The sequence below is a fragment of the Gabonibacter massiliensis genome, from assembly GCA_001487125.1.
Classification (GTDB): domain Bacteria; phylum Bacteroidota; class Bacteroidia; order Bacteroidales; family Marinifilaceae; genus Gabonibacter; species Gabonibacter massiliensis.
Genome location: LN913011.1, coordinates 132,258 through 153,608 on the forward strand (window position 1 = coordinate 132,258; position 21,351 = coordinate 153,608).

General features: G+C 42.6%; 15 protein-coding genes. 6 read left to right on the forward strand and 9 right to left on the reverse strand.

All coding sequences use genetic code 11. The features are described 5' to 3' along the window. Nucleotides 1–202: 202 nt before the first annotated feature. Genes BN3283_RS01440 through BN3283_RS01455 form a run of 4 tightly spaced genes read right to left on the reverse strand, consistent with a single transcriptional unit; the run spans nt 203 to nt 3,407 of the window. A complete protein-coding gene (locus tag BN3283_RS01440) occupies nt 203–538 on the reverse strand; it encodes a 4Fe-4S dicluster domain-containing protein (protein ID WP_041502391.1) in 336 nt (111 codons plus the stop codon). A 16-nt stretch (nt 539–554) separates the two neighbouring features. Beyond that, nucleotides 555–1,574 carry an FAD-dependent oxidoreductase gene (locus BN3283_RS01445; protein WP_059025411.1) on the reverse strand — a complete coding sequence of 340 codons (1,020 nt, stop codon included), beginning with the start codon at nt 1,572–1,574 and terminating at the stop codon, nt 555–557. Nucleotides 1,575–1,598: 24 nt separating this feature from the next. Further along, the gene (locus BN3283_RS01450) at nt 1,599–2,672 is read right to left on the reverse strand and encodes a CoB--CoM heterodisulfide reductase iron-sulfur subunit B family protein (RefSeq protein ID WP_041502389.1); all 1,074 of its coding nucleotides are present in this window, start codon (nt 2,670–2,672) and stop codon (nt 1,599–1,601) included. 42 nt (nt 2,673–2,714) lie between these two features. Beyond that, nucleotides 2,715–3,407, reverse strand: a complete 693-nt coding sequence (locus tag BN3283_RS01455) for a 4Fe-4S dicluster domain-containing protein (RefSeq protein ID WP_041502388.1) — start codon at nt 3,405–3,407, stop codon at nt 2,715–2,717. A gap of 197 nt (nt 3,408–3,604) precedes the next feature. On the opposite strand from BN3283_RS01455, the gene rbr reads away from it, so the two are divergent. The 4 genes from rbr (at nt 3,605) to BN3283_RS01475 (ending at nt 9,809) form a co-directional block, all read left to right on the forward strand. Next, nucleotides 3,605–4,183: a rubrerythrin gene (rbr, locus tag BN3283_RS01460; protein ID WP_041502387.1), complete on the forward strand. Its 579-nt coding sequence runs from the start codon at nt 3,605–3,607 to the stop codon at nt 4,181–4,183. A gap of 153 nt (nt 4,184–4,336) precedes the next feature. Next, nucleotides 4,337–5,077 (forward strand): biotin--[acetyl-CoA-carboxylase] ligase, encoded by a 741-nt coding sequence (locus tag BN3283_RS01465; protein ID WP_041502386.1) that lies wholly within the window; start codon nt 4,337–4,339, stop codon nt 5,075–5,077. A gap of 185 nt (nt 5,078–5,262) precedes the next feature. Further along, a complete protein-coding gene (locus tag BN3283_RS01470) occupies nt 5,263–7,095 on the forward strand; it encodes a DNA topoisomerase IV subunit B (RefSeq protein WP_041502385.1) in 1,833 nt (610 codons plus the stop codon). A 53-nt stretch (nt 7,096–7,148) separates the two neighbouring features. Further along, nucleotides 7,149–9,809: a DNA gyrase/topoisomerase IV subunit A gene (locus BN3283_RS01475; protein WP_059025412.1), complete on the forward strand. Its 2,661-nt coding sequence runs from the start codon at nt 7,149–7,151 to the stop codon at nt 9,807–9,809. Nucleotides 9,810–9,877: 68 nt separating this feature from the next. Here BN3283_RS01475 and BN3283_RS01480 read toward each other — a convergent pair whose 3' ends face one another. From BN3283_RS01480 to BN3283_RS01495, 4 genes are all read right to left on the reverse strand, one after another. Continuing rightward, complete coding sequence (locus BN3283_RS01480) at nt 9,878–13,162, reverse strand: golvesin C-terminal-like domain-containing protein (RefSeq protein ID WP_059025413.1); 3,285 nt, start codon at nt 13,160–13,162, stop codon at nt 9,878–9,880. 39 nt (nt 13,163–13,201) lie between these two features. Further along, a complete protein-coding gene (locus BN3283_RS01485; protein ID WP_059025414.1) occupies nt 13,202–13,669 on the reverse strand; it encodes a hypothetical protein in 468 nt (155 codons plus the stop codon). A gap of 96 nt (nt 13,670–13,765) precedes the next feature. Continuing rightward, nucleotides 13,766–14,380 (reverse strand): uridine kinase, encoded by a 615-nt coding sequence (gene udk / locus BN3283_RS01490; protein WP_286137461.1) that lies wholly within the window; start codon nt 14,378–14,380, stop codon nt 13,766–13,768. A gap of 917 nt (nt 14,381–15,297) precedes the next feature. Next, nucleotides 15,298–18,129, reverse strand: coding sequence for a PD-(D/E)XK nuclease family protein (locus tag BN3283_RS01495; protein WP_059025416.1), 2,832 nt, complete (start codon nt 18,127–18,129; stop codon nt 15,298–15,300). A gap of 136 nt (nt 18,130–18,265) precedes the next feature. On the opposite strand from BN3283_RS01495, the gene BN3283_RS01500 reads away from it, so the two are divergent. Together BN3283_RS01500 and BN3283_RS01505 are read left to right on the forward strand one after the other, a co-directional pair. After that, a complete protein-coding gene (locus tag BN3283_RS01500) occupies nt 18,266–18,829 on the forward strand; it encodes a nitroreductase family protein (RefSeq protein ID WP_059025517.1) in 564 nt (187 codons plus the stop codon). Nucleotides 18,830–18,867: 38 nt separating this feature from the next. Continuing rightward, nucleotides 18,868–19,434, forward strand: coding sequence for a fumarylacetoacetate hydrolase family protein (locus BN3283_RS01505; protein WP_059025417.1), 567 nt, complete (start codon nt 18,868–18,870; stop codon nt 19,432–19,434). Between the two features lie 31 nt (nt 19,435–19,465). Here BN3283_RS01505 and BN3283_RS01510 read toward each other — a convergent pair whose 3' ends face one another. Continuing rightward, nucleotides 19,466–21,142, reverse strand: coding sequence for an AMP-binding protein (locus BN3283_RS01510; RefSeq protein WP_041504781.1), 1,677 nt, complete (start codon nt 21,140–21,142; stop codon nt 19,466–19,468). Nucleotides 21,143–21,351: the final 209 nt, after the last annotated feature.

The window sequence follows — 21,351 nt, forward strand, 5'->3', positions numbered from 1 at the left end:
ATTGCGATGTATTAAACTTTCTTGAAAAATTTCTTTCGCGGAACGGATTGTCCGGGTTGAAAACAATCCTTTTCGTATTTTTATCCGGTCTGCTTTCGGAAAACTTTTGATCCATCTGTAGTATTTGAAACACAAATAGATTAGTAATATATTGAGCCCGATAGTAAAGGGTAAAACAAAATGATCGTAATACATAAGCTCTTTATTTCGAGTTGTTTTTAATATAGTTTTCCATTACTAAAATCATTTTCCGGGTTTCCACCCCGCGGGGACATACCAACATGCATTTTCCGCATAACATACATTTATGTAGTTGTTCTCTCGCTTCTTTGTATTCTCCCCGTTTCATCAGCATCTGAATTTTCCGGATATTAAAATCAGTCAGATTGCCCGCCGTACAGCCGGCTGTACAGCCTCCGCATCCGATACAAAGTTTACTGCTGGGCACCTCTTTTGCTACATATTCCATCATGCCCTTGTCGTTTGTATCGTAGTTGATACTTCTGGTCTCCGATATGTTAAATCCCCAAAAATTCATGACAGTCTGCTTTCTTTTATTGTTTCACGTATTCCGAAATATGGGTTGCGGCAGAACGGGCATCGGCTAAGGTGTCGGTTAGGTTCATCGGGGCCCCGCTGCATCCCGCTATAAAAATGCCTTCCTTGTTGGTCAGGTTGTTCCGATAGTGAGGATCTTGCGATTTGATAAAACCGTTCGGAGCCAGCTCCAGTCCCAGTGCTTGCGCCATATAACGATTGCCTTCGGAAGATTCCATGCCGATCAATAAAACCATCATGTCGAGAGTCATTCGCAACGGTTTACCGACTAATGTGTCTTCCACTTTAATGATGATTTGCTTTTCCATGTTTTCAGCGGCTTCCGAAAGTCGTCCCCGAACAAATTTAATGTTATATTTTTCCTGTGCTTCCCGGTACATCTCTTCATACCCCGGTCCGAACATGCGCATATCCATGTAAAAACAGAAAATTTCGGCTTCCGGAAGCAATTCCCGTAGCTCAATGGCTTGCTTTACCCCGGTAATACAGCATAGTTTGGAGCAATGGTAATTGCATACCTTTTCGTCACGAGAACCGACACAATGAATGACTCCTATCCTTTGGGGTATTTTGCCTTTACGGGTTCGGATGGAGTGATTATAGAACATGTTTTCCAATTCGACGGAGGTGATCACGTTTTCGTATATACCGTAACCGTACTCTTCTTTTCGTCTGGCGTCGAATAATTTGAAACCCGTCGTTATCAACATGGCTTTTCCTTCTATCAGGCTGCCGTCACTCAGTAATACCGAATAGTTTCCTTCTTTCGATTTTTCTGTTTTCCGGGGTTCCATTCCCACGTGTAGGTTGATGTTAGGATGATTCAGGTGCTTTTTCAGTTGGTCGTTAAGGGTTTGGGCATATTTCCGGTCTGGAAATAGCTGGTACCAGTTATTCAGGTTACCTCCCGTTTCATTGTTTTTTTCCACTAATTCCACGCGGATATTTTGGTTGGCCAATTGATAGGCGGCTTCACATCCTGCCGGTCCTGCTCCTATGATGATAACGGTTTCCATCTATCTTGTTTTAATTTGTGATGTTTATTCTCTGATTTTTAGATATGTAGGACACTTCGGGCGGCCGATATCCTCCCCTTTTTTATTTTTATATTTGGCTTCGGGATCGTAGCGGACCCCCATTTTATCGAGGAGAGGTTCGACGGATACCTGATGCATTTGCAGCCCTATTTCCCAGGGATCGTATCCTAACACCAACGCGGCTAACTCCTCGTAAGTCAGTACGGGGATTCCATAGCCGTCGGGACCGTACGTGATGCCTTCCATTTCGCTGATCGTGTATTGCCATTTATCTAAAAACATGGCACATCCCGGGCAGTTGGCCACGATGAAATCCGGCTCGTAAGGTTGCATGGACTCAAATTTTTTCTTGGAGTTTGCCACGGAATATCCCCGGTTCGCCATGACTAAATATTGCCGGAATCCGAATCCGCAACAGTGGCGTCGTTCCGGATAGTCGATAACGTCCCCTCCCCAAGCATAGATCATGCCTGAAAGTACTGCCGGAAATTCCGCTCCACCGATGCCTTTGGTGGGAAACATTTTAGAATAGTGACAACCGATATGATCCACTCCCCGAAGCGGTTTGCCGGTGTGTACATCGACGAGTTTGTATTGAGCTTGTTGAAAGATCTCATTCCGGAATTTATACATCACGTCGGAGGTATGAGCTAAGTTCTTCGGTTTGTTGAATTCCCGTTTTGTGGCTTTCCACAGGTATTCGCGTATTTTTTCCTCTATTTCGGGATGGTGTTCCCAAGTCTCTAAGATTTCCGTATATATACCGAAAGAGGTGATGCAAGAGGGCGTCATATTCTCGTATCCTGCTTCTGTCATTAATGCGAAATGGCGGGCGACGACCGTCATAATGGTTTCGGCAGGGACGATGTCGGAATGGTAGCCTATTCCGGTACACGTTGTATGGCGGGGATCATCCAACAGGTCTTTTCCCAGTTTGTTTTTCATGATATCCACGTAAGCCCACTCCGATCCGGGAAAGAAAGTCTGACGGATACAACTCCTCGCGTAGTAGTATTTATCATCGGCAATCTCTTTTTGATAGTCTTTCCATATTTGTTGTTTTCCCTCGAGATTCATACTATGCTATTTACGGTTTATGATTTACGATTTTGAATGACCTTACTGGTGGTTGTTGCTGTTCTCCATATAAGTTTTCAGGAAATAGGATTCTTCCAGGTCGGTACCGGTCTCTTTCGCTTTGTCTCGCGAGCATTGTTCGATGTGGTTCATAAATTCGGTTCCGCCGGTAACGTTGAATATCTCCCGGAGTTCCTGCATGCTTTCCGCGTTGATTTCCCTCATGGCTCCTGCTCCCGGTTTCCGGTAATTGGAATGTAAACGGTCATACACGTCGTCGAGGTGTTCGTATATCCATTCCCATACCGGTCCCTGTTCGGGGTGCATTTCCGGTTTGACCAGGTCGGGAGTCACGCAATATCCCCGTTTTAGTACCGATTCTCCGATGACATGCTTGAGGGCATATTGCTGGCGTCCCTTTTCGGAATAAACGAAATAACCTAATTCCTGGGAGGCCCGACGCAACGCCATGATGATAAGTCCCGGGGTATTACAGCGAGGACAGCGGGTCTTGCAAGACATACATTCTCCGCAATACCAGATGGTATCGCTTTTCAGTAAATTTTCAATTTCTTTTTCGTCACCCCGTTGAACGGTCTCCACGATCATGCGCGGGTCGTAGTTGTAGAATTCGGCGGCAGGACAGATTGCCGTACATACCCCGCAATTCATGCAGCTGTTCATTCCCTCGATGAAATGGATGTCTTCGCGTAATTTTTTTAATATCTCGGACATGTCTTTCGATTTTACCGTTTTATAAAAAATTTCCCATACGATGAGATTTTGCAAAATTAAACCTTATGATCGGTATATTAAAGGAGGCAAATACCTATTACGAATGTGTATTTATACCACCCCTTTACCATCCGTTTGAAACTTAGATTTTTGCTTCCCGTATACAAAAGATATGAATCACTTTAAACAATTATTTTATGGAACAGAAGATTAAAGGGACTTTAACGGAAGCCAATCTTTTAAAATCATTTGCCGGAGAATCACAGGCAAAGAATCGGTATACGTTCTTTTCCGAAGTGGCTAAAAAAGAGGGGTACGAGCAAATTGCGGGGATATTTTACGAGACGGCTCTTCAGGAAGAGATACACGCAAAGCGTTTTTTCAGCGAGTTGCCGGGAGGTATGTTGGAGATAACAGCTTCTTATCCTAACGGAATTATTTCGGATACGGCCAATAATTTGCGAGAGGCGGCAGAGGGGGAATACGATGAATGGCATCATCTTTATCCTGAATTTGCCCGGGTTGCAGAGGAAGAGGGATTTAAAAAAATTGCCACGATGTACCGGATGATTATTGAAGCCGAAAAAAATCACGAGGCCCGTTACCTGAAACTTTTGTCGAATTTAGATGAGGATATCGTATTTAGACGTTCTCAACCGACGAGGTGGTATTGTCGGAGGTGCGGTTATATCCATGAGGGACCGGAAGCTCCTAAAGTTTGTCCGGCTTGTTTGCATCCGCAAGCTTATTTCGAATTATTTAAGGAGAACTACTGATGTGGGTATTCGGTTGAAGCAGGTCTTCTGTTTTAGACGATTTCGGGAAATGTAAAAGATGCTGTCTTTTTTGGGGACGGCATCTTTTGTTTTTGAATTTATGAGGAAGATTCGACTATTCTTGTTATTTTTGCTTGGTTAAAGACAATGGGTATGCAGGAATATCGATTAAGTGGATTCCGAATTCTCGAGTATGACGAATTGGAGTCTACCAATAGTGAAGCCGCTCGTTTGAGGTGGAATGAGTTGGAGGATAGAATGGTGATTCTGACTTACCGGCAGACGCACGGTAAGGGGCAGGTGGGGAACCGTTGGGAGAGCGAACCGGGTAAAAATATCTCCATGACCGTTGTTTTTAAACCGGAGGCGTTGCTTGCGGGGGAGCAATTTGCCATGTCGATGGTGATCGCTTTGGGAGCAAGAGATTTCCTTTCCCGTTATGTGGAAGATGTATCCGTGAAGTGGCCGAATGATGTCTACGCGGGCGAACGAAAGATCGCGGGAATATTGATCGAACATACGGTTGTGGGGAAGAAGGTCGCTTTTTCTTTTTGCGGCATCGGGTTGAATGTAAACCAATCCCGTTTTTTATCGGATGCTCCTAATCCGGTCTCCCTCGTGCAATTGACTGGAAAAGAGAAGGATCTGACTGAAGCGTTAGCCGAGTTGTTGTCTGCAATAGGTCGAAGATACGAGCAAGTTTATGATTACGATAAATTAGAAAAGGATTTCGTATCCGGACTTTATCGTCGGGAAGGTATGTTTCGCTGGAGAGACGGGCAAGGGACTTTCGAAGCCTCTGTCCTGGGTATAAATGAATACGGACAGCTCCTGTTGAGAGATACGGAGGGAAAAGAGCGGATTTACGGTTTTAAAGAGGTGGCGTATCTTTAGACGATTTCGGGTAGTGATAGGCGGAAGTATCTGATTTCCGGATAGAATAAACGTCGGACTACGGATTTTCTAATTTTTTCTTATTGATAAATAAAAAGATAAGGCTAAAAAATGCCGGGAAGTGAAGTGCAGGAGAAGGATTGAAAAAAGATATTTATTATTTTTGTGCAAAACGAACATAAAATATGGTAGAGAATTATTCGGAAGAATCTATTCGAACGTTGGACTGGCGGGAACACATACGGCTACGGCCGGGTATGTATATCGGGAAGTTAGGCGACGGGGCGGCAATGGATGACGGAATTTATATTTTGGTGAAAGAGGTGATCGATAACTCCATTGATGAGTTTGCCATGGGGGCGGGGAGTGAGATTGTCATAAAAGTAGAGGAACGGACCGTGTCCGTGCGGGATTTCGGACGAGGCATTCCGTTGGGAAAATTGGTGGATGTCTCCTCTAAGATGAATACCGGGGCGAAATATGATTCCGAAGCCTTTAAAAAATCCGTAGGGTTGAACGGAGTTGGTATTAAGGCTGTCAATGCTCTTTCTGAAAATTTTACCATTCAGTCTTTTCGGGACGGCGAGACAAAATACGTACGTTACAGTAAGGCTGTCGTCGTGGAGGAGAAGGGGATCGAGCCGACGAAAGAGCCTAACGGTACGTTAGTCACCTTTGTTGCAGATAAGGAGTTGTTCGGGAATTATCATTTTATCATGGAGTATTTGGAATCCATGTTTAAGAATTATGTTTTTTTGAATTCCGGGTTAACCATTATTTTTAACGGACAGAAATTTTACTCGAAACGGGGGCTATATGACCTTCTTACGGAGAACATGAACGGGGAGGGACTTTACCCGATTATTCATTTGAAAGGTTGCGATATAGAGATGGCCATGACGCACGGACGTCAATACGGGGAGGAGTATTACTCGTTCGTGAACGGACAGAATACCACGCAAGGAGGAACGCATCTGGTTGCTTTCCGGGAGGCTGTGGTAAAGACAATCCGTGATTTTTACAAAAAGGATTTCGAATTGTCCGATATCCGTACATCGATTATCGCTGCCATCAGCATAAAAGTACAAGAGCCGGTATTCGAGTCGCAGACGAAGACCAAATTGGGTTCTAAAGATATAGCTCCGGGAGGGCCTTCGGTTCGTAATTTTATCATGGATTTCGTGACAAAAGAGTTGGATAATTACCTGCACCGGAATCCGGATACGGCCGAGTTGTTATTGCGTAAGATCATAGAGGCGGAGAAGGAGCGTAAGGCTATGTCCGGAATCCAGAAGATTGCCAGGGAGCGAGCCAAACAGGTAAGTTTACATAACCGGAAGTTACGGGATTGCCGGGTCCACTTTAATTCGAATCACGAGAGAAAGACGGAATCTTCGATCTTTATTACCGAGGGGGATTCTGCCAGCGGTTCTATTACGAAGTCGCGGGATGTGAATACCCAGGCTGTATTCAGTTTGCGCGGTAAACCTTTGAATTCTTACGGATTGACGAAAAAAGTCGTTTACGAGAACGAGGAGTTCAATCTTTTGCAGGCTGCCTTAAACATTGAAAACGGTTTGGAGGATTTACGGTATAATAATGTTATTATCGCCACGGATGCCGATGTGGACGGTATGCATATTCGTTTGCTGCTGTTGACTTTCTTTTTACAATTTTTCCCTGACTTGGTCAGGGCGGGTCATTTGTATATTTTACAGACGCCTCTATTCCGCGTGCGAAACAAGAAAGAGACCCGGTATTGTTATTCTGACGTGGACCGGGAAAAGGCGGTTAAAAGTCTGGGGCCGAAACCCGAGATTACCCGATTCAAGGGTTTAGGCGAGATCTCTCCCGATGAGTTCCGGTATTTTATCGGGAAGGATATTCGTTTGGAACCCGTACGAATGACAAGGCAAGATTCGATAGATGATATACTGGCTTATTATATGGGGAAAAATACCAATGATCGTCAGGATTTCATTATTGAGAATCTTTACGTGGAAAAAGATGAGATTTGAGGTCCGGATGTAAAATCGGACATAATCATAAGTTTTAAATTTGGATTAATACTATGGCGGAAGAAGATCAGGATAAGACGGAAGAAAACGGGCTAAAGAATGATACCGAAAATGCGGAAGTTCAGAAGCGACAGGATGAGAATGGAAAGATTCGTTCCATACGTCATTTGTCGGGAATGTTCGAGACGTGGTTTTTGGATTACGCTTCTTACGTTATACTGGAACGGGCCGTTCCCTACGTGAATGACGGGTTAAAACCCGTACAGCGTCGTATTTTGCACGCAATGAAGCAAATGGATGACGGACGTTACAATAAGGTTGCCAATATTATCGGTAGTACGATGCAGTATCATCCCCACGGAGACGCTTCTATCGGGGATGCTTTGGTACAACTGGGACAGAAAAATTTGTTGGTCGATTGTCAAGGAAACTGGGGAAATATATTGACGGGGGATTCGGCGGCGGCACCCCGTTATATCGAGGCTCGATTATCTAAATTTGCTTTGGAGGTGGCTTTTAATCCCAAAACCACGAACTGGAAATTATCCTATGACGGACGGAATAAGGAGCCTATTACTCTGCCGGTGAAATTTCCCTTGTTGTTGGCTCAGGGAGTTGAAGGTATTGCCGTGGGCTTGGCTTCTAAAATATTGCCGCATAATTTTAACGAGTTATTGGATGCTTGTATCGCGTATTTGAAACACGAGGATTTTGTTTTGTACCCGGACTTTCCGACCGGAGGCATGGTCGATGTTTCGAAATACAACGACGGTATTCGGGGGGGGAGTGTGAAAATTCGGGCGAAGATCGAGAAGGAGGCAAGTAATAAAATCTTAAAGATCACGGAGATTCCTTACGGTCGTACCACTTCTTCTTTGATAGACAGTATACTTAAAGCGAACGAAAAGGGAAAGATCAAAATCAAAAAAATCGATGATAATACGGCGGCCGACGTGGAAATCTTGGTTCATTTGGCTCCGGGAGTATCTTCGGATAAAACCATCGATGCCTTATACGCCTGTACGGATTGTGAACTTTCTGTTTCTCCCAATTCCTGTGTGATCGAGAACGATAAGCCCGTGTTTATGCCGATAACCGACATATTGAAAAAGTCGGTAGACGATACGGTCGCTTTGCTTTTATTAGAGTTGAAAATCCGTTTGGGAGAGTTGGAGGCGGACTGGCAATATTCCACGTTGGAAAAGATTTTCATCGAAGAACGGATTTATAAAGATAAGGAGTTTGAAGAGAGTGCCACGATAGAGGCGGTTATCGGTCATGTGCGTAAACGTTTGGAGCCTTTCTTGCCGCGATTGTTACGCCCCGTTACGGATGAGGATATAAAACTGTTGTTGGAAATTAAGATGAAGCGCATTCTTAAATTCAACTCGGAACAAGCAGAAAATTATATCAAAGGGTTGGAAGAGGAGATTACGCGGGTGAAATACAACATAGAACATATTATTCCTTACACGATAAAATACTATAAAAACATCAAGGACAAGTACGGAAAAGGGCGGGAACGGCTTACCGAAATCCGGAATTTCGAGAATATCGAAGCGACGAAGGTCGTTGTCGCTAACGAGAAACTTTATATCAACCGGGAGGAAGGTTTTATCGGTACCGCGTTGAAAAAAGATGAGTTCGTGTGTGAGTGTTCCGATATCGATGATGTGATCGTCTTCCGTAAAGACGGTACGTATTACGTGACTAAGGTGGCCGATAAGTTGTTTGTCGGAAAGGATGTATTATACGTGAGCGTATTTAAGAAGAGTGATAAACGGACGATCTATAATGTAGCTTACCGGGATGGAAAAGTCGGGGCTTCGTACGTGAAACGTTTTTTTGTGACGGGAACGACAAGAGATAAGCAATATAATCTGACGAAAGGCACTGCCGGTTCCAGGGTGCTTTATTTTAGTGCTAATCCTAACGGGGAGGCAGAGGTGATTAAGGTTTGCCTGAAACCGAAGCCGGGAATGAAAAAGTTGGTTTTCGAGTATGATTTTGCCAATCTGGCGATCAAAGGTCGCGATTCGCAGGGAAATGTCTTGAGTAAGAACGATATTCACAAAATATCGTTGGTACAGAAAGGAATCTCGACCTTAGGCGGACGGAAGATCTGGTTTGACGAGGATATCTTGCGGTTGAGCACGGACGAGCGGGGACGCTATTTAGGAGAGTTTCAGGGAGACGATAGAATATTGGTGGTAAATAAAAATGGAACTTATTATACTTCCGACTTTGATTTAAGCAACCATTATGAAGAGGGTTTTCTGAAATTAGAAAAATTTGAACCCGATAAAATATGGTCGGTTGTCTTCTTTGATGCCGAGCAACAATTTTATTATCTGAAGCGGTTCCGTTTTGAAGATAGTGCGAAGTTGTTGTCGTTTATAGGGGATACGGAAGGCTCTCGTTTAGTATGTTTAAGCGGAGAAACCAGACCCCGGTTCGAGATTCTGTTCGGCGGACGCCACGAGAAACGGCCGGGCGAGATCATTGTTGCCGACGAGTTTATTGCCGAAAAGTCTTATAAGGCCCGTGGAAAACGGATGACAACTTATGAGGTGAAGGAAATCCGGGAAATAGAACCTTTGGAGGCGGGAGAGAAGGAGACAACGTCGGAAGAGGAAGAGGGAACCGTCGACTTTGAAATTACCAATCCGGATATGTTGAGCGGTGAATCTCAGATGACCATAGATTTTGAATGATAACGAATGAATAAACTCCGAAAGTTCGACATATTTACTTTTGGAGTTTATTATGTATGTTTTGTGTTCTATTTTATTTTTATCCATTTTACAGCATCAGCATAAAGATTTTGTTCTGGATAAGCACCTTTATCGGTCAATGTTATTTTTGTAGTACCGGCCGGAAAATGATATTTGCCCAAGGATACCCAACCGTTTCCACTATGGTTGATTTCGATTGTTATACGCTCTTTTCCTTCCGAATGGTCGAAGAGATAGGTTTGCGTAATAGGATTCGTTCGCACGGGGGGCTTTTCTCCTTTTTTATGAAAAACAGCCTTGTTACAATAATCAAAGAAGTCGTAGTTTGTGAAGATAAACAATTCATACATTCCTTCCGTCGGTAGTTGTGTTTTCCATTCAATAGAAGATTCTCCCGTACCCGAGAGTTTACAATAATAACTTTTCACAGGTTCGCCATAAGCTTGAGGATGGATATAACGGGTCCACTTTTTAGGAGATGAACCGGCTAATTTTTCCTGTGGAAGAGCTTCTTCTTCTATTATTTTTTGAAGATTGGATCGGTTGTTGAGTATACAAAAATCTTTGGATTCGTTGTCCACGATGTATTCTCCGGCAACGGGGGCGAACACTGCGGTATCCGTGTCGAATAATCCCGTGAGAGGAATCGGTATAGTGGATGTAATGGTTATATTTGTGCATTCATAACGATTCGGTAAGTTTTGGGATAAACCAGTGGATATGCTGAATTTTTTGAGTTCGTTTTTGTTGAAAATGGCTTTAACTTCTTTTGCACTATTAGCTGATATGCTGTAAAATTGAGGAGCTGAGTGATCTAAAGTTACGGAAATAATACCATCGTTATGACTCTTATTCCAAATTTTGAAATCGGCAAGAATGGCTTCTTGGTCTCGATTATTTTTTGTAGCATAAAATTTTAAGTCTCGTATCCGGAAAGAGAATATACCCGATTCCTGGTACCATTGTTGAATGATCGGTAAAATATTTATTCCGGATGTTTTTTCATACTCCTCACAGAATTGTTCAAAAGAGATACGTTCAAATGGATGTTGTTCCGATTGGTTTTTGAGTTGTTCTTTTAATTGTTCGAACGGGAGAAGTAGAGATAATTGTTTTATCAACTCTTCCGTCTTTAAAGATATTAATTGTTTTATAAAAGGTTGAGTCCGAGTGTCTGAGAAAGCGGTGGCCAAACTATTTTTTTGGAAATAGGCGATGCACTCGGGATTGACATAATGGTAACTTTGCTCGATGTCGGCTAATATAAATGGAATACTGTTCAGAATTGTATTTAGGCCTGGTAATTCTTCGGAGAACCAATAGGATTTATTTTCCCAGAATAAGGAAATATTGGTTTCATTTTTTAAATGATCCGAGCTTTTTGATCTTGTTTTAAAACAGGGGAAGAGTAAGTTCCGTGTAGGAAAATATTTTTCGGTTCCCATATGCTGTATATAATAATATTGAAACCAGTTGTCTTGTGGTGTTTCATTTTCGTTAGACGAAGAATATCTGGTTGTATTGAACGCGGGGTTCTTACGTCCCATGGCTTCTCCTTCCGGCCGGAAAATAAGCTCCGGTTGCAGTTGTTCCGTTTCTTCTTTCCAGTATCTGCCGTATGAGCAAAAGTGAACGGGAGTTTCCACTAATGCTAATTTCCGGAGCGGGTATTCGGGTTGTTCGTCCCATGCGAAAAAGGATTGAGGTTTTAGCAGGTTTTTGAGGTTTTTTTGAAATTCCTTTGTATCGATGTTCTTTATTATATTTTCATGTCCATGGAAAAGGTATAATTCGGTAATTATTCCTGCTAACGTGTCCGATATACAAGTGTATTTTCCCATGCAAAGCGATAAACCCGTAAGTTTTTGGAAATTTGTAAAGCGGACGGTATCTTGTGATTTTCGAGCTTTTCCCTGCGATATGACTTGCCGATCCTTTTCACCCGTGACTTCTAAGGTAAATTCGGTAAATGTTTTGGGCGTAGTGTAAGGGGAAAGAACGTTTACCGTGGGAGTGGCGGTCGGGTACCACATGATTTCCGGGGTCAGGAGCGTAAAATCCTTTTGTAGGAAAAACATCTCATTCCCATAATTGAAAGGAGTGTAACTCCGGGATTCGGGATAATCTTCCGGACGATCGAATTCTGCGTAACATATGTCTTGCGTGGGTCTTCCGTTGTATTCGATTTGTAACACGTATTCTTTTTCGGGGGACAGTTGTTGTTGTAACTCGATAATTTGAGCTTCTCGATGGAAAGATATCGACTCTCCGTTACAGATGATTTCTGTAATGATTAATCCCGGGTTTAAATAAAGAACGAACGAGGGAAGAAGTGTTTTATGCGGATTGAACAACGTAATTTGGCTTTTGGCCGTAAAATTTTTGCCTGATTGTTGAAAACGAATATGGTGATTTTTAATTTTTACTTTGGGTCGTTTTTCGTGTTTGGCAAATAATTGACGAGCCGTTTTGCGAGCTAGTTGTTGTTGGTGAAAGGATGCATTGTATTGCCAAACAGAAATGATCCCTAATAGGATAAGTAGTATCCCGACAAATGAGAAATAGTTTCCAAACTTCTGTTTATCGGATAGACGGAGAAGTAATCGAATACTCAAAAACAGAAATCCGATACCCCATAGTAGAAAGATGCTTCTTTGCATAAGATAAAGACCCAGAGCTGAGAATCCGGTCCATTCGGAGAACATGTTGGGGAGTGAAGAACTAAAAAGATCAAAACCTCCGTGTAGAAACCAGGAAGCCTGAGTTATTTCCCAATAAAAGATAATACATAGGATAAGCAGGGCAATTTTTTGTCGGCGAAGGAGGCTTTTGAGTATAATGGTTAGTCCGGTAATGAATAGTAGGGAAGGGAGGGTTAGTGTGAAAAAGTAAAAAAAATAGGGGTAAAAATCCCATGGAGATTCGGAAGCAAACAGGTGGATCAGTATGGCGATACACATCAGTATCCCATCTAAAATGAGTATAAGAAATATAAACCCGAAAGTTTTTCCCCATAAGTATTCCGTGTTCGTATAGGGGCGAATACGAATAGCGTCTGTCGTGTCTGAGTTTTTTTTTTGAAATAGAAATCTTCCGGCTAAGAAAATAGCTATAAAGGTTTGGATATAGTTGATGAAATAAGCATTCGCATATGGAATCGTAGAAGCTAAAGATATGGATGCCCACACAGGCTGATTGAAATTACTTTGGTAAAGTAAATGTAATGCCGTTACTGTCATGACGGAGAGTACCGACATACACTTGAAATTCCATTCCCGGCTGAGTAATTTTGCTTCATAACGGATGAAAGAGAGTAAATGTTGTCTATCCATATCATCAATTGTTAGATTCCATATGCGAATGATTAAGAATTATTCCTCGGGTCTTAGAGGAATTGGTTTGCTTTCTTGCGGAGAGAAAAATAAAAGTAAATGATTCTTTTGCGGAATGTCTCGAGTGCTTGTTTGTTTGTGAACTTTGTAAGGTGGTTCAGGACAATCTTCCATAAATATAGTAGTTGTTCCTTTTTCGGGAATTAAAGTAGCGATTTCTTGACATGGAGCTGCTATTCCATATTTCGATGCCAATCGAACTCTAAATGCATAGACTTCTCCCGGAGTTCCTCTATCGCATACGTAACTATCACTAAAATTAATAACATTTTGATGATGCGCCCTATACCATTTACCTTCAGGTAGTTTTCTATATTCAACTATCATTCCGATAGCATCACTTGGATCTTGAGCTGTTGAGATTAATAAAACGACCTTTTGTCCAAAGGAGGTTATTCCCAAACATAGTAATACACATAGTATTACATACTTTTTAATCGTTTTCATATTTCATATATTTTATATTAATACTTTACAAATATAATATTTTATTGGAATATTTGCAATGTATAATAAAAATATATTAATAAATAAAAGATCGGTTTAACGGATCAGGGAGCGGATGTTTTCGATCAATAAACTAAGGGCGACGGAATTGAAACCGCCTTCCGGGATGATGATGTCTGCATATCGTTTGGAGGGTTCGACAAATTCGTCATGCATGGGTTTTACTGTTCCGAAGTATTGGGTCAGAACGGAGTCCATGCTTCTGCCCCGTTCCTGAACATCCCGGAGCAGGCGGCGTCCCAGGCGGACATCGGCATCGGTGTCCACGTATACTTTAACATCCATAAGATTTCTAAGTTCTTTATTTTCCAGGATCAGGATGCCATCGAGAATAATCACTTTTGTCGGATAGACTTTAACGGTTTCCGGTAGCCGATTGTGCTCCACGAAAGAGTAGACCGGACGTTCGACGGGGACACCGGCTTTTAGGGCAAGGATATGTTCGATCATCATATCGGTATCGAAGGAGGCCGGGTGGTCGTAATTCAATTTCGTACGTTCCTCGTAGCATAATTCGTCATGTGCCTTATAGTAGTAGTCGTGACATAAGGTAAGTACGTCTTCGCCGATGAAAGCTTCCTGTAATTTTTGAACCAGGGTTGATTTGCCGGAGGCTGTTCCGCCTGCTACTCCTATGATGGTTGTATCTATCATGACCGTCTTGATTGTTTTATGCAAAAATAGTGATTTTTATTATAAGGTCTAAATGAATTTTTTGATTTACGATTCAATTCTGACCTTGCCGTTTTTTATCGTTCATCTGCAATTGCAAAGGGGATAACTCTTTCGGGTCTCGCCGTGCTCGGACAATCCTTCGTCCGGTCGCTCCTAAAAGCTAACATGCCGCACGCCGTCCACTATGTATGCCCCTCCGTTTTTATCCCCGCTTCTTCATTCCTCGATCGTCAAGAATCCGAAATCACCTAATCTCTTTAATCTTTTAATCTACAATTTACAATCGTCAATCTACAATCGCAAAGGGGGATAACTCTTCCGGGTCTCGCCGTGCTCGGACAATCCTTCGTCCGGTCGCTCCTAAAAGCTAACACGACGCTCGCCGTCCACTATGTATGCCCCTCCGTTTTTAACCCCGCTTCTTCATTCCTCGATCGTCAAAAATCCGAAATCACCTAATCTCTTTAATCTTTTAATCTACAATTTACAATCGTCAATCTACAATCGCAAAGGGGGATAACTCTTCCGGGTCTCGCCGTGCTCGGACAATCCTTCGTCCGGTCGCTTCTAAAAGCTAACATGCCGCACGCCGTTCACTATTTATGCCCTTCCGTTTTTATCCCCGCTTCTTCATTCCTCGATCATCAAGAATCCGAAATCACCTAATCTCTTTAATCTTTTAATCTACAATTTACAATCGTCAATCTACAATCGCAAAGGGGGATAACTCTTCCGGGCCTCGCCGTGCTCGGACAATCCGTCGTCCGGTCGCTTCTAAAAGCAAACACGACGCACGCCGTCCACTATGTATGCCCCTCCGTTTTTATCCCCGCTTCTTCATTCCTCGATCGTCAAGAATCCGAAATCACCTAATCTTTTAATCTATAATCTTTTTATTTCCGTTTGCAGATTTCATTGTAGGGGCAATGTTTGCATTTTTCACGTATCGGGGTTTGTTCGAACGGATGATCGGCAGAAAAAAGTTCTTCCAGCAGCCGGACGAGTAAACGGTTGAATTCCGATTCGTAAGGTTTAAACCGGTAGATCGGTTCGTTGTTGTATTTCAGCAAATAGTCGTAATTGGGGGTAAACAGTAGTTTAGTACTGTATATCCCCGGTTGTATCGGGTCTGCACCGGGATTTCCGTACTCGTACATCATGCAGTAGAGTAAGGTTTGAAAAGCCGCTTTATTCCTTTGTTTATTCGTTATGTCGAATATGGAGGCAAGATCTTTGAATTCGGTTTTGTCCGTTCCCGTTTTATAGTCGATCACCCGAATTCCCCGGGAGGTCTTGTCTACCCGGTCGATATCTCCTTCCACGTAGACGGTTTTAGCACCCTCGGAGGATTGAATACGAACGGAGCTCCGGTAATTTTTTTCCATGGAGATGATCTGAAAAGGACAGAGCGTTTTATCGTATTCCAAGACCTTTTTGATGTATTTTTTTACTACACTTAATACCAAATCGTTGGTCCCGCTTTCCATCATTTGGGATACCGCGGTATCGTACAATTCGGAATAGGCTTGCCGGATGTGTTCTTCGATTAAGGTATCGTTTTGAGAAAGTATTTCTAATTTTTCGAGGGTTATCTCTTCCCGCGAGAGCGTTTGATACAGGGTTTGGGTTGCCTGATGAAAAATAGTACCCAGGAGGCGTTGATCCAATTCTTCGGCTATCTCCTCCTTTTCTTTGATGCGGGCTATGTATTTGAAATAAAACCTCAGATGGCATTCCATATAGGTATTCAACGCCGAAGGTGAGATTCCCTTTTCACCCTGTCGTGTATAACGCTCCAATTGTTGTAGTATGCTTTTGTTTTTAGGAATGGTTAGCGAGGGAATGTTTTGGACGGAGATATCGTTTTGGAAGTTCGTTTCCCGGATCTGTAATCCCGACTCGTATTTTATTTGATAAAGGAAACGGCTCATTTCCCCGCCGGAGGTTCCTTTGGTGGTGTTCGCATATAGTAATTCAACTTGTTCCGCTCTTTGAAGCAGCCGATAAAAATAGTAAGCGAACAGTGCATCCTGATGTTCCGGGGTGGGTAAATTGAAACCTATTCGAAGATTATACGGTATGAAAGAGGAACTGTAACTGTTTTGGGGAATAATACCTTCATTGACGGATAGAAGTATCAGTTTTTTGAAGTCCAGCATACGGGTTTCCATCAATCCCATGATCTGCATACCTTCCAAAGGCTCACCCGAGAAGGGGATGGAAAGTTCTTGAAGAATCTTGCCGATCATTCGAATGTAGAAAGGGTCGTCCGGGGTAATTTCTTCCTCGTGGAACGTATTTTCGATGCTCTGTATGATCGTGTACAGGGTAAAGATAAATTCTTTTTCAATAGCGGTGTTAGCCTGACTCTCCGTCGGTAGGGATGCGAGTAGTTTTTTTAACACGTTCAACAGATAAGTCGGTAAGCTCTCTTCTTGAGAAGAGAAGATAGTCCGGGTTATTTCGTTGAACTGTAAACTTTTTTCTTTCACGTATACGATATTTCGCGTATTTATATAATCGGTTATTCGGTGGATCTCCCCGGGGCAAGTAGACTGAATCAGTTCGTGATTCAGCAGGGCGATGACGGGTTTGTAATAGTAATAGGTCATCGTACTTTCTTTCTTGGCATAGTGTTTCAGATCTCCCAACATGGAGATCAGGGCGGCAATGGCCGTATTCCTGGCCGGATACCCCATCGTGATATTGATTTTTTTGACAAAATCCGGAATGGAATGTAAAACCGGCGTCAGTAGCTTTTCGTCACATAAAACAATAGCCGTATCGATAGGGGAAATATTCGAATCCAGGTGGAAAGATTCCAGCAAAGAAGGAATTAATTTGGCCTGTCCGATAACCGAGGGAACCGAGATGTATTCGATGTGTTTATTGTTATAACGGAAATTGTTGAAATGTTCCAAGCCTAAAGCGTTGGGGAATAGCTTCATGTTTTCCCGGATGTATCTCCCGGCTTCATGATTTTCGTTTGACAGGTAATAGAGGTCGTAATCCCAGTAGAATAAAGCTTTTCCATTGTCTCTAAAATGAGAGAATATTTTTTTCTCGCAAAAGTTCAACGCGTTAAATCCGGCGAAGATGATGGATTTATCCGTATGAACGGTATGTATGCTTTCACAGAAAAGCCGTTGTCCCATACCCTCGTAACACAGTTTTTCGGAGAGCAGTTTTTCTTTGAAGCATCGGTAGGTCGGGTATAGTTTTTCCCACACGTGGATAAATTCCAGTTGTTCCTGGCTAAATTTGTCCGGATGGAAACTGCTCCAGAAACTTTGTATGATTTCGGCTTGTTCCGGGGAGAGATAGGGAAAGGATCGTTCTATTTCTTTCAGGGCCGTCAGGTTTGAAAAAAGATCTTTCGCGTTAACGAGGTATTTATCTATGTCGTCAAAATCCCCGAGCAGCATATTGCCCCAATAATAGAAATCATCGAAGCGTTCCGTTGTTCCGGAGACGGATTGGTAGGCTTTATAGAGTTTGATAATGAGGGGAAGGTCGTCTGCTTTTTTTAGTCCGGTATGTTGTTCTATAAATTCGCCCAGCGTAATAATTTCCGGCATCCAGACTGGTTTGTCGATAAAAGTGGCTAATTCTTTTGCAAAAAACAGACCGGCGCGTTTATTGGGAAAAATGATTGACAGGTCATCGAAATGATCACCCTGTCTTTGTATCAGGTCCTTTGCCAATAGATGCAGAAATGAACTCATCGTTTTATTTATTATGGATTGCAAACTGCCGTGCTTGTTGCCGATAGCCTGTATATCCGTGGGATTTCGAATTATTATTATTAATTTTGCTTCGAAGCAAATTTACGATTTAAATTTACAATCTAAAATCAGATTTATGTTGAAAGAGTTGTTGTTGAGAAATAGAAGTTATCGTCGCTTTTATCAGGAGGTGAGGATAACGTCCGAAGAGCTGACGGATCTCGTGGGGTTAACCCGTTATTGTGCTTCCGGTAGGAATGCGCAACCCTTGAAATACAGAATGGTTACGGGAGAAGAGGAGTGCGACCGGGTTTTTCATACCTTGTCTTGGGCCGGTTATTTGACTGATTGGGCCGGACCGGATGAGGGAGAACGCCCTTCCGCTTATTTGATACAGTTATTGGACACGGGTATCGTGGAGAATTGTTTGTGTGACGACGGGATACAGGCGCAGACGATTTTGCTCGGGGCAGTAGAAAAAGGGTATGGGGGATGTATTGTAAAGGCTTTTAAAAACGAGTCGTTGAGGACTATCCTGCAATTGCCGGATCATTTGAAGATCACGTACGTGATTGCTTTGGGAAAGCCGAAAGAGACCGTCGTATTGGAAGAGATGCGGGGGAAAGATTATAAATATTGGAGGGAAAACGACGGTTCTCACCATGTTCCTAAACGTCCGGTGCAGGATTTGTTGGTTTAGACGAAAGACGCGTTATTTTATTCATAAATACTGGTGAAATGAAACTGTTGTGTACGGAGTATAATGTTTTCGGAGAACGGACAGGGGTGACTCTCGGAGATAATGCTTTGTTACGGAATAATGAAGACTTTTATCTTCCGGCTTTTGCAACGGAATTGAGTTGTGTCCCGCAATTGGTATTGCGTATTTGCAAGATTGGTAAGTGTGTATCCGAACGCTTTGCTTCCCGGTATTACGAGGAGGTAGGAATAGGTATTCGTTTTTACGCGGATAACCGGGAGAAGGAGTTATTGGAGAAGGGATTATCTCCGGCCGTGGCTTATTCGTTTGACGGGGCGGCTGCCATTTCTTCCTTGTGCAGCCGGGATAAGATAAGGGGAGAGTATATTTTGGAGTTGAACGGGAAAGAGATCTTTCGAGGGAATGTGACGGACTCTTCCGTGACGCCGGAACAGGTTATAGCCGCAATGTCCGAGTACTATATGTTGAAAATCGGAGATTATATATACTGTGGAAATCCTTTTCGCTATCGCGGGCTTCAGATTGGAGATCATCTTAAAGGATACCTCGACGGGAAGTTACTGTTGGATTTTTGTATTCGTTAAAAAAGTCGAGTGAGAACTCGACTTTTTTAATTTACTTGTTATATAAGAATCTTTTTATCTTATGGGTAGGGGTTTTTTCGAAAGGTTCGTGTTGAGTCATGACCAACTGTAATTTGGAGAAGTTATTGACCCGGGCGTTTACATATTCGCGTAACTCTTTCTTCTGTTCTTCGATATAGTCGCTGATCATTGTCTTGTAATTATCAGCTTGGCTTTTAAGGTTCTTGTAATGCTTTTCTAACTCTTCCATGTTGAAATGAACCATAGCGACTAACTTACCGCTGTTTTCCACGACTAAGGATTCGTTAACAAAACGGAAATTGTTGATGATGGATTCGATCTCTTCCGGATAGATATTTTCTCCCGATGCTCCCAGGATCATGGTTTTAATCCTGCCTCGGATAGATAAGCGATTCTTTTTGTCGAAAGAGCCTAAATCTCCCGTTTTAAACCACCCGTCTTTCGTGAAGACTTCGGCATTTAGTTCGGGGCGTTTGTAATAACCTTTCATCACGTTAGGACCTTTGATCCAGATTTCTCCTTCTCCTTTTTCGTCCGGTTCGTTGATTTTTATAGAAACGCCTTCCATCATCGGTCCCACGCCTTGCAAGAATGTTCCTGAAGGGTTGGAGCCGGCGGCCATGGGGGCTGTTTCGGTCAGTCCGTAACCAATGGCGTAAGGGAAGCGTGCTTCTTTCAAAAATTTTTCTACTGTTCCGTCAAGTTTAGAGCCTCCGACACCGAAAAATTTTAATTTTCCCCCGAATGTTTCCATTAATTTCTTACCCGCCATCCGGTGGAAGAATTTACGTGCTACGGAAAAACCGTATAAGGCTCGAATGATTCTGTTACTGTTGAATTTGGGAACGATTTGAGTCTTGTATATCTTCTCGATAATAAGCGGTACGGATAGGATAACCGTAGGATGAATCTTTTGCATGGCCGGAACCAAAAGTTTGGGGGTCGGCACCCGGTCCAGATAAAAAACCTGAGATCCGAACATAAGCGGTAAGAGCAAACCCAAAGTATTTTCATAGGTATGAGCCATAGGGAGGATACTTAAGAAACGGTCCGATTCGTCTACATGCTGTATCGTACGGCATTGACGGGCATCCCATACTAAATTTTTATGTGTCAATTCTACTCCTTTGGAGAATCCTGTCGTGCCGGAAGTATAAATAATGGATGCCGTATCTTCCTCTTCTACCGTAATATCGGGTAACGGAGTATAGTCGTTGAGGTCGATATCGGGAGTCAACTTATCTAATTCTTCGGGGGCATAACAGCCTTCCGGGATGGTTGCAAAATTATTGATTAGAATCTTATGTTTTAAGAACGGGGTCTTAACATCTTCTAAACATTTGGCCAAAAGGCGGGATACGAAAATTACTTTTACTTCAGCATGTTCCAGTATATTTTGAAGTTCCGTGGAGCAGAACCCGGGTAAAATCGGAACGGCAATGGCTCCCGTACTTGCTATTGCAAATTGAGTGATTCCCCAGTTGGGCATATTAGCGCTTAAGATGGCTACTTTATCTCCTTTTTTTATATTTAAGCGAATCAGATGATTGGCAACAGCAATGACGTCATTATATAAATCTTGGTAAGTTCTTTTTCCGTTTGCGACAAAATTTAACGAGAGGTTTTTTGCGAACTTAGAACAGCTGTGTTTCAGCAGTTCGGGTAACGTCAATTTTTTTAAAGTCATAGTTAAACATTTGAATTTTCCCAACAAAGATAATACAGAAAATCGTCCCTTATGGTTAAAATAATAAAAAAAAGAGAGGGGATGTTGTTAAATGAAAGGCGGATGCGGGGCGGTTTCGTAAAAGATGCTAACGTTTGCGTTTAGAGATGTCGCGTTTATGAAAAAGACAGATTTATTTTTTATGTTTTGAATAGCATTCAAAAGACGAA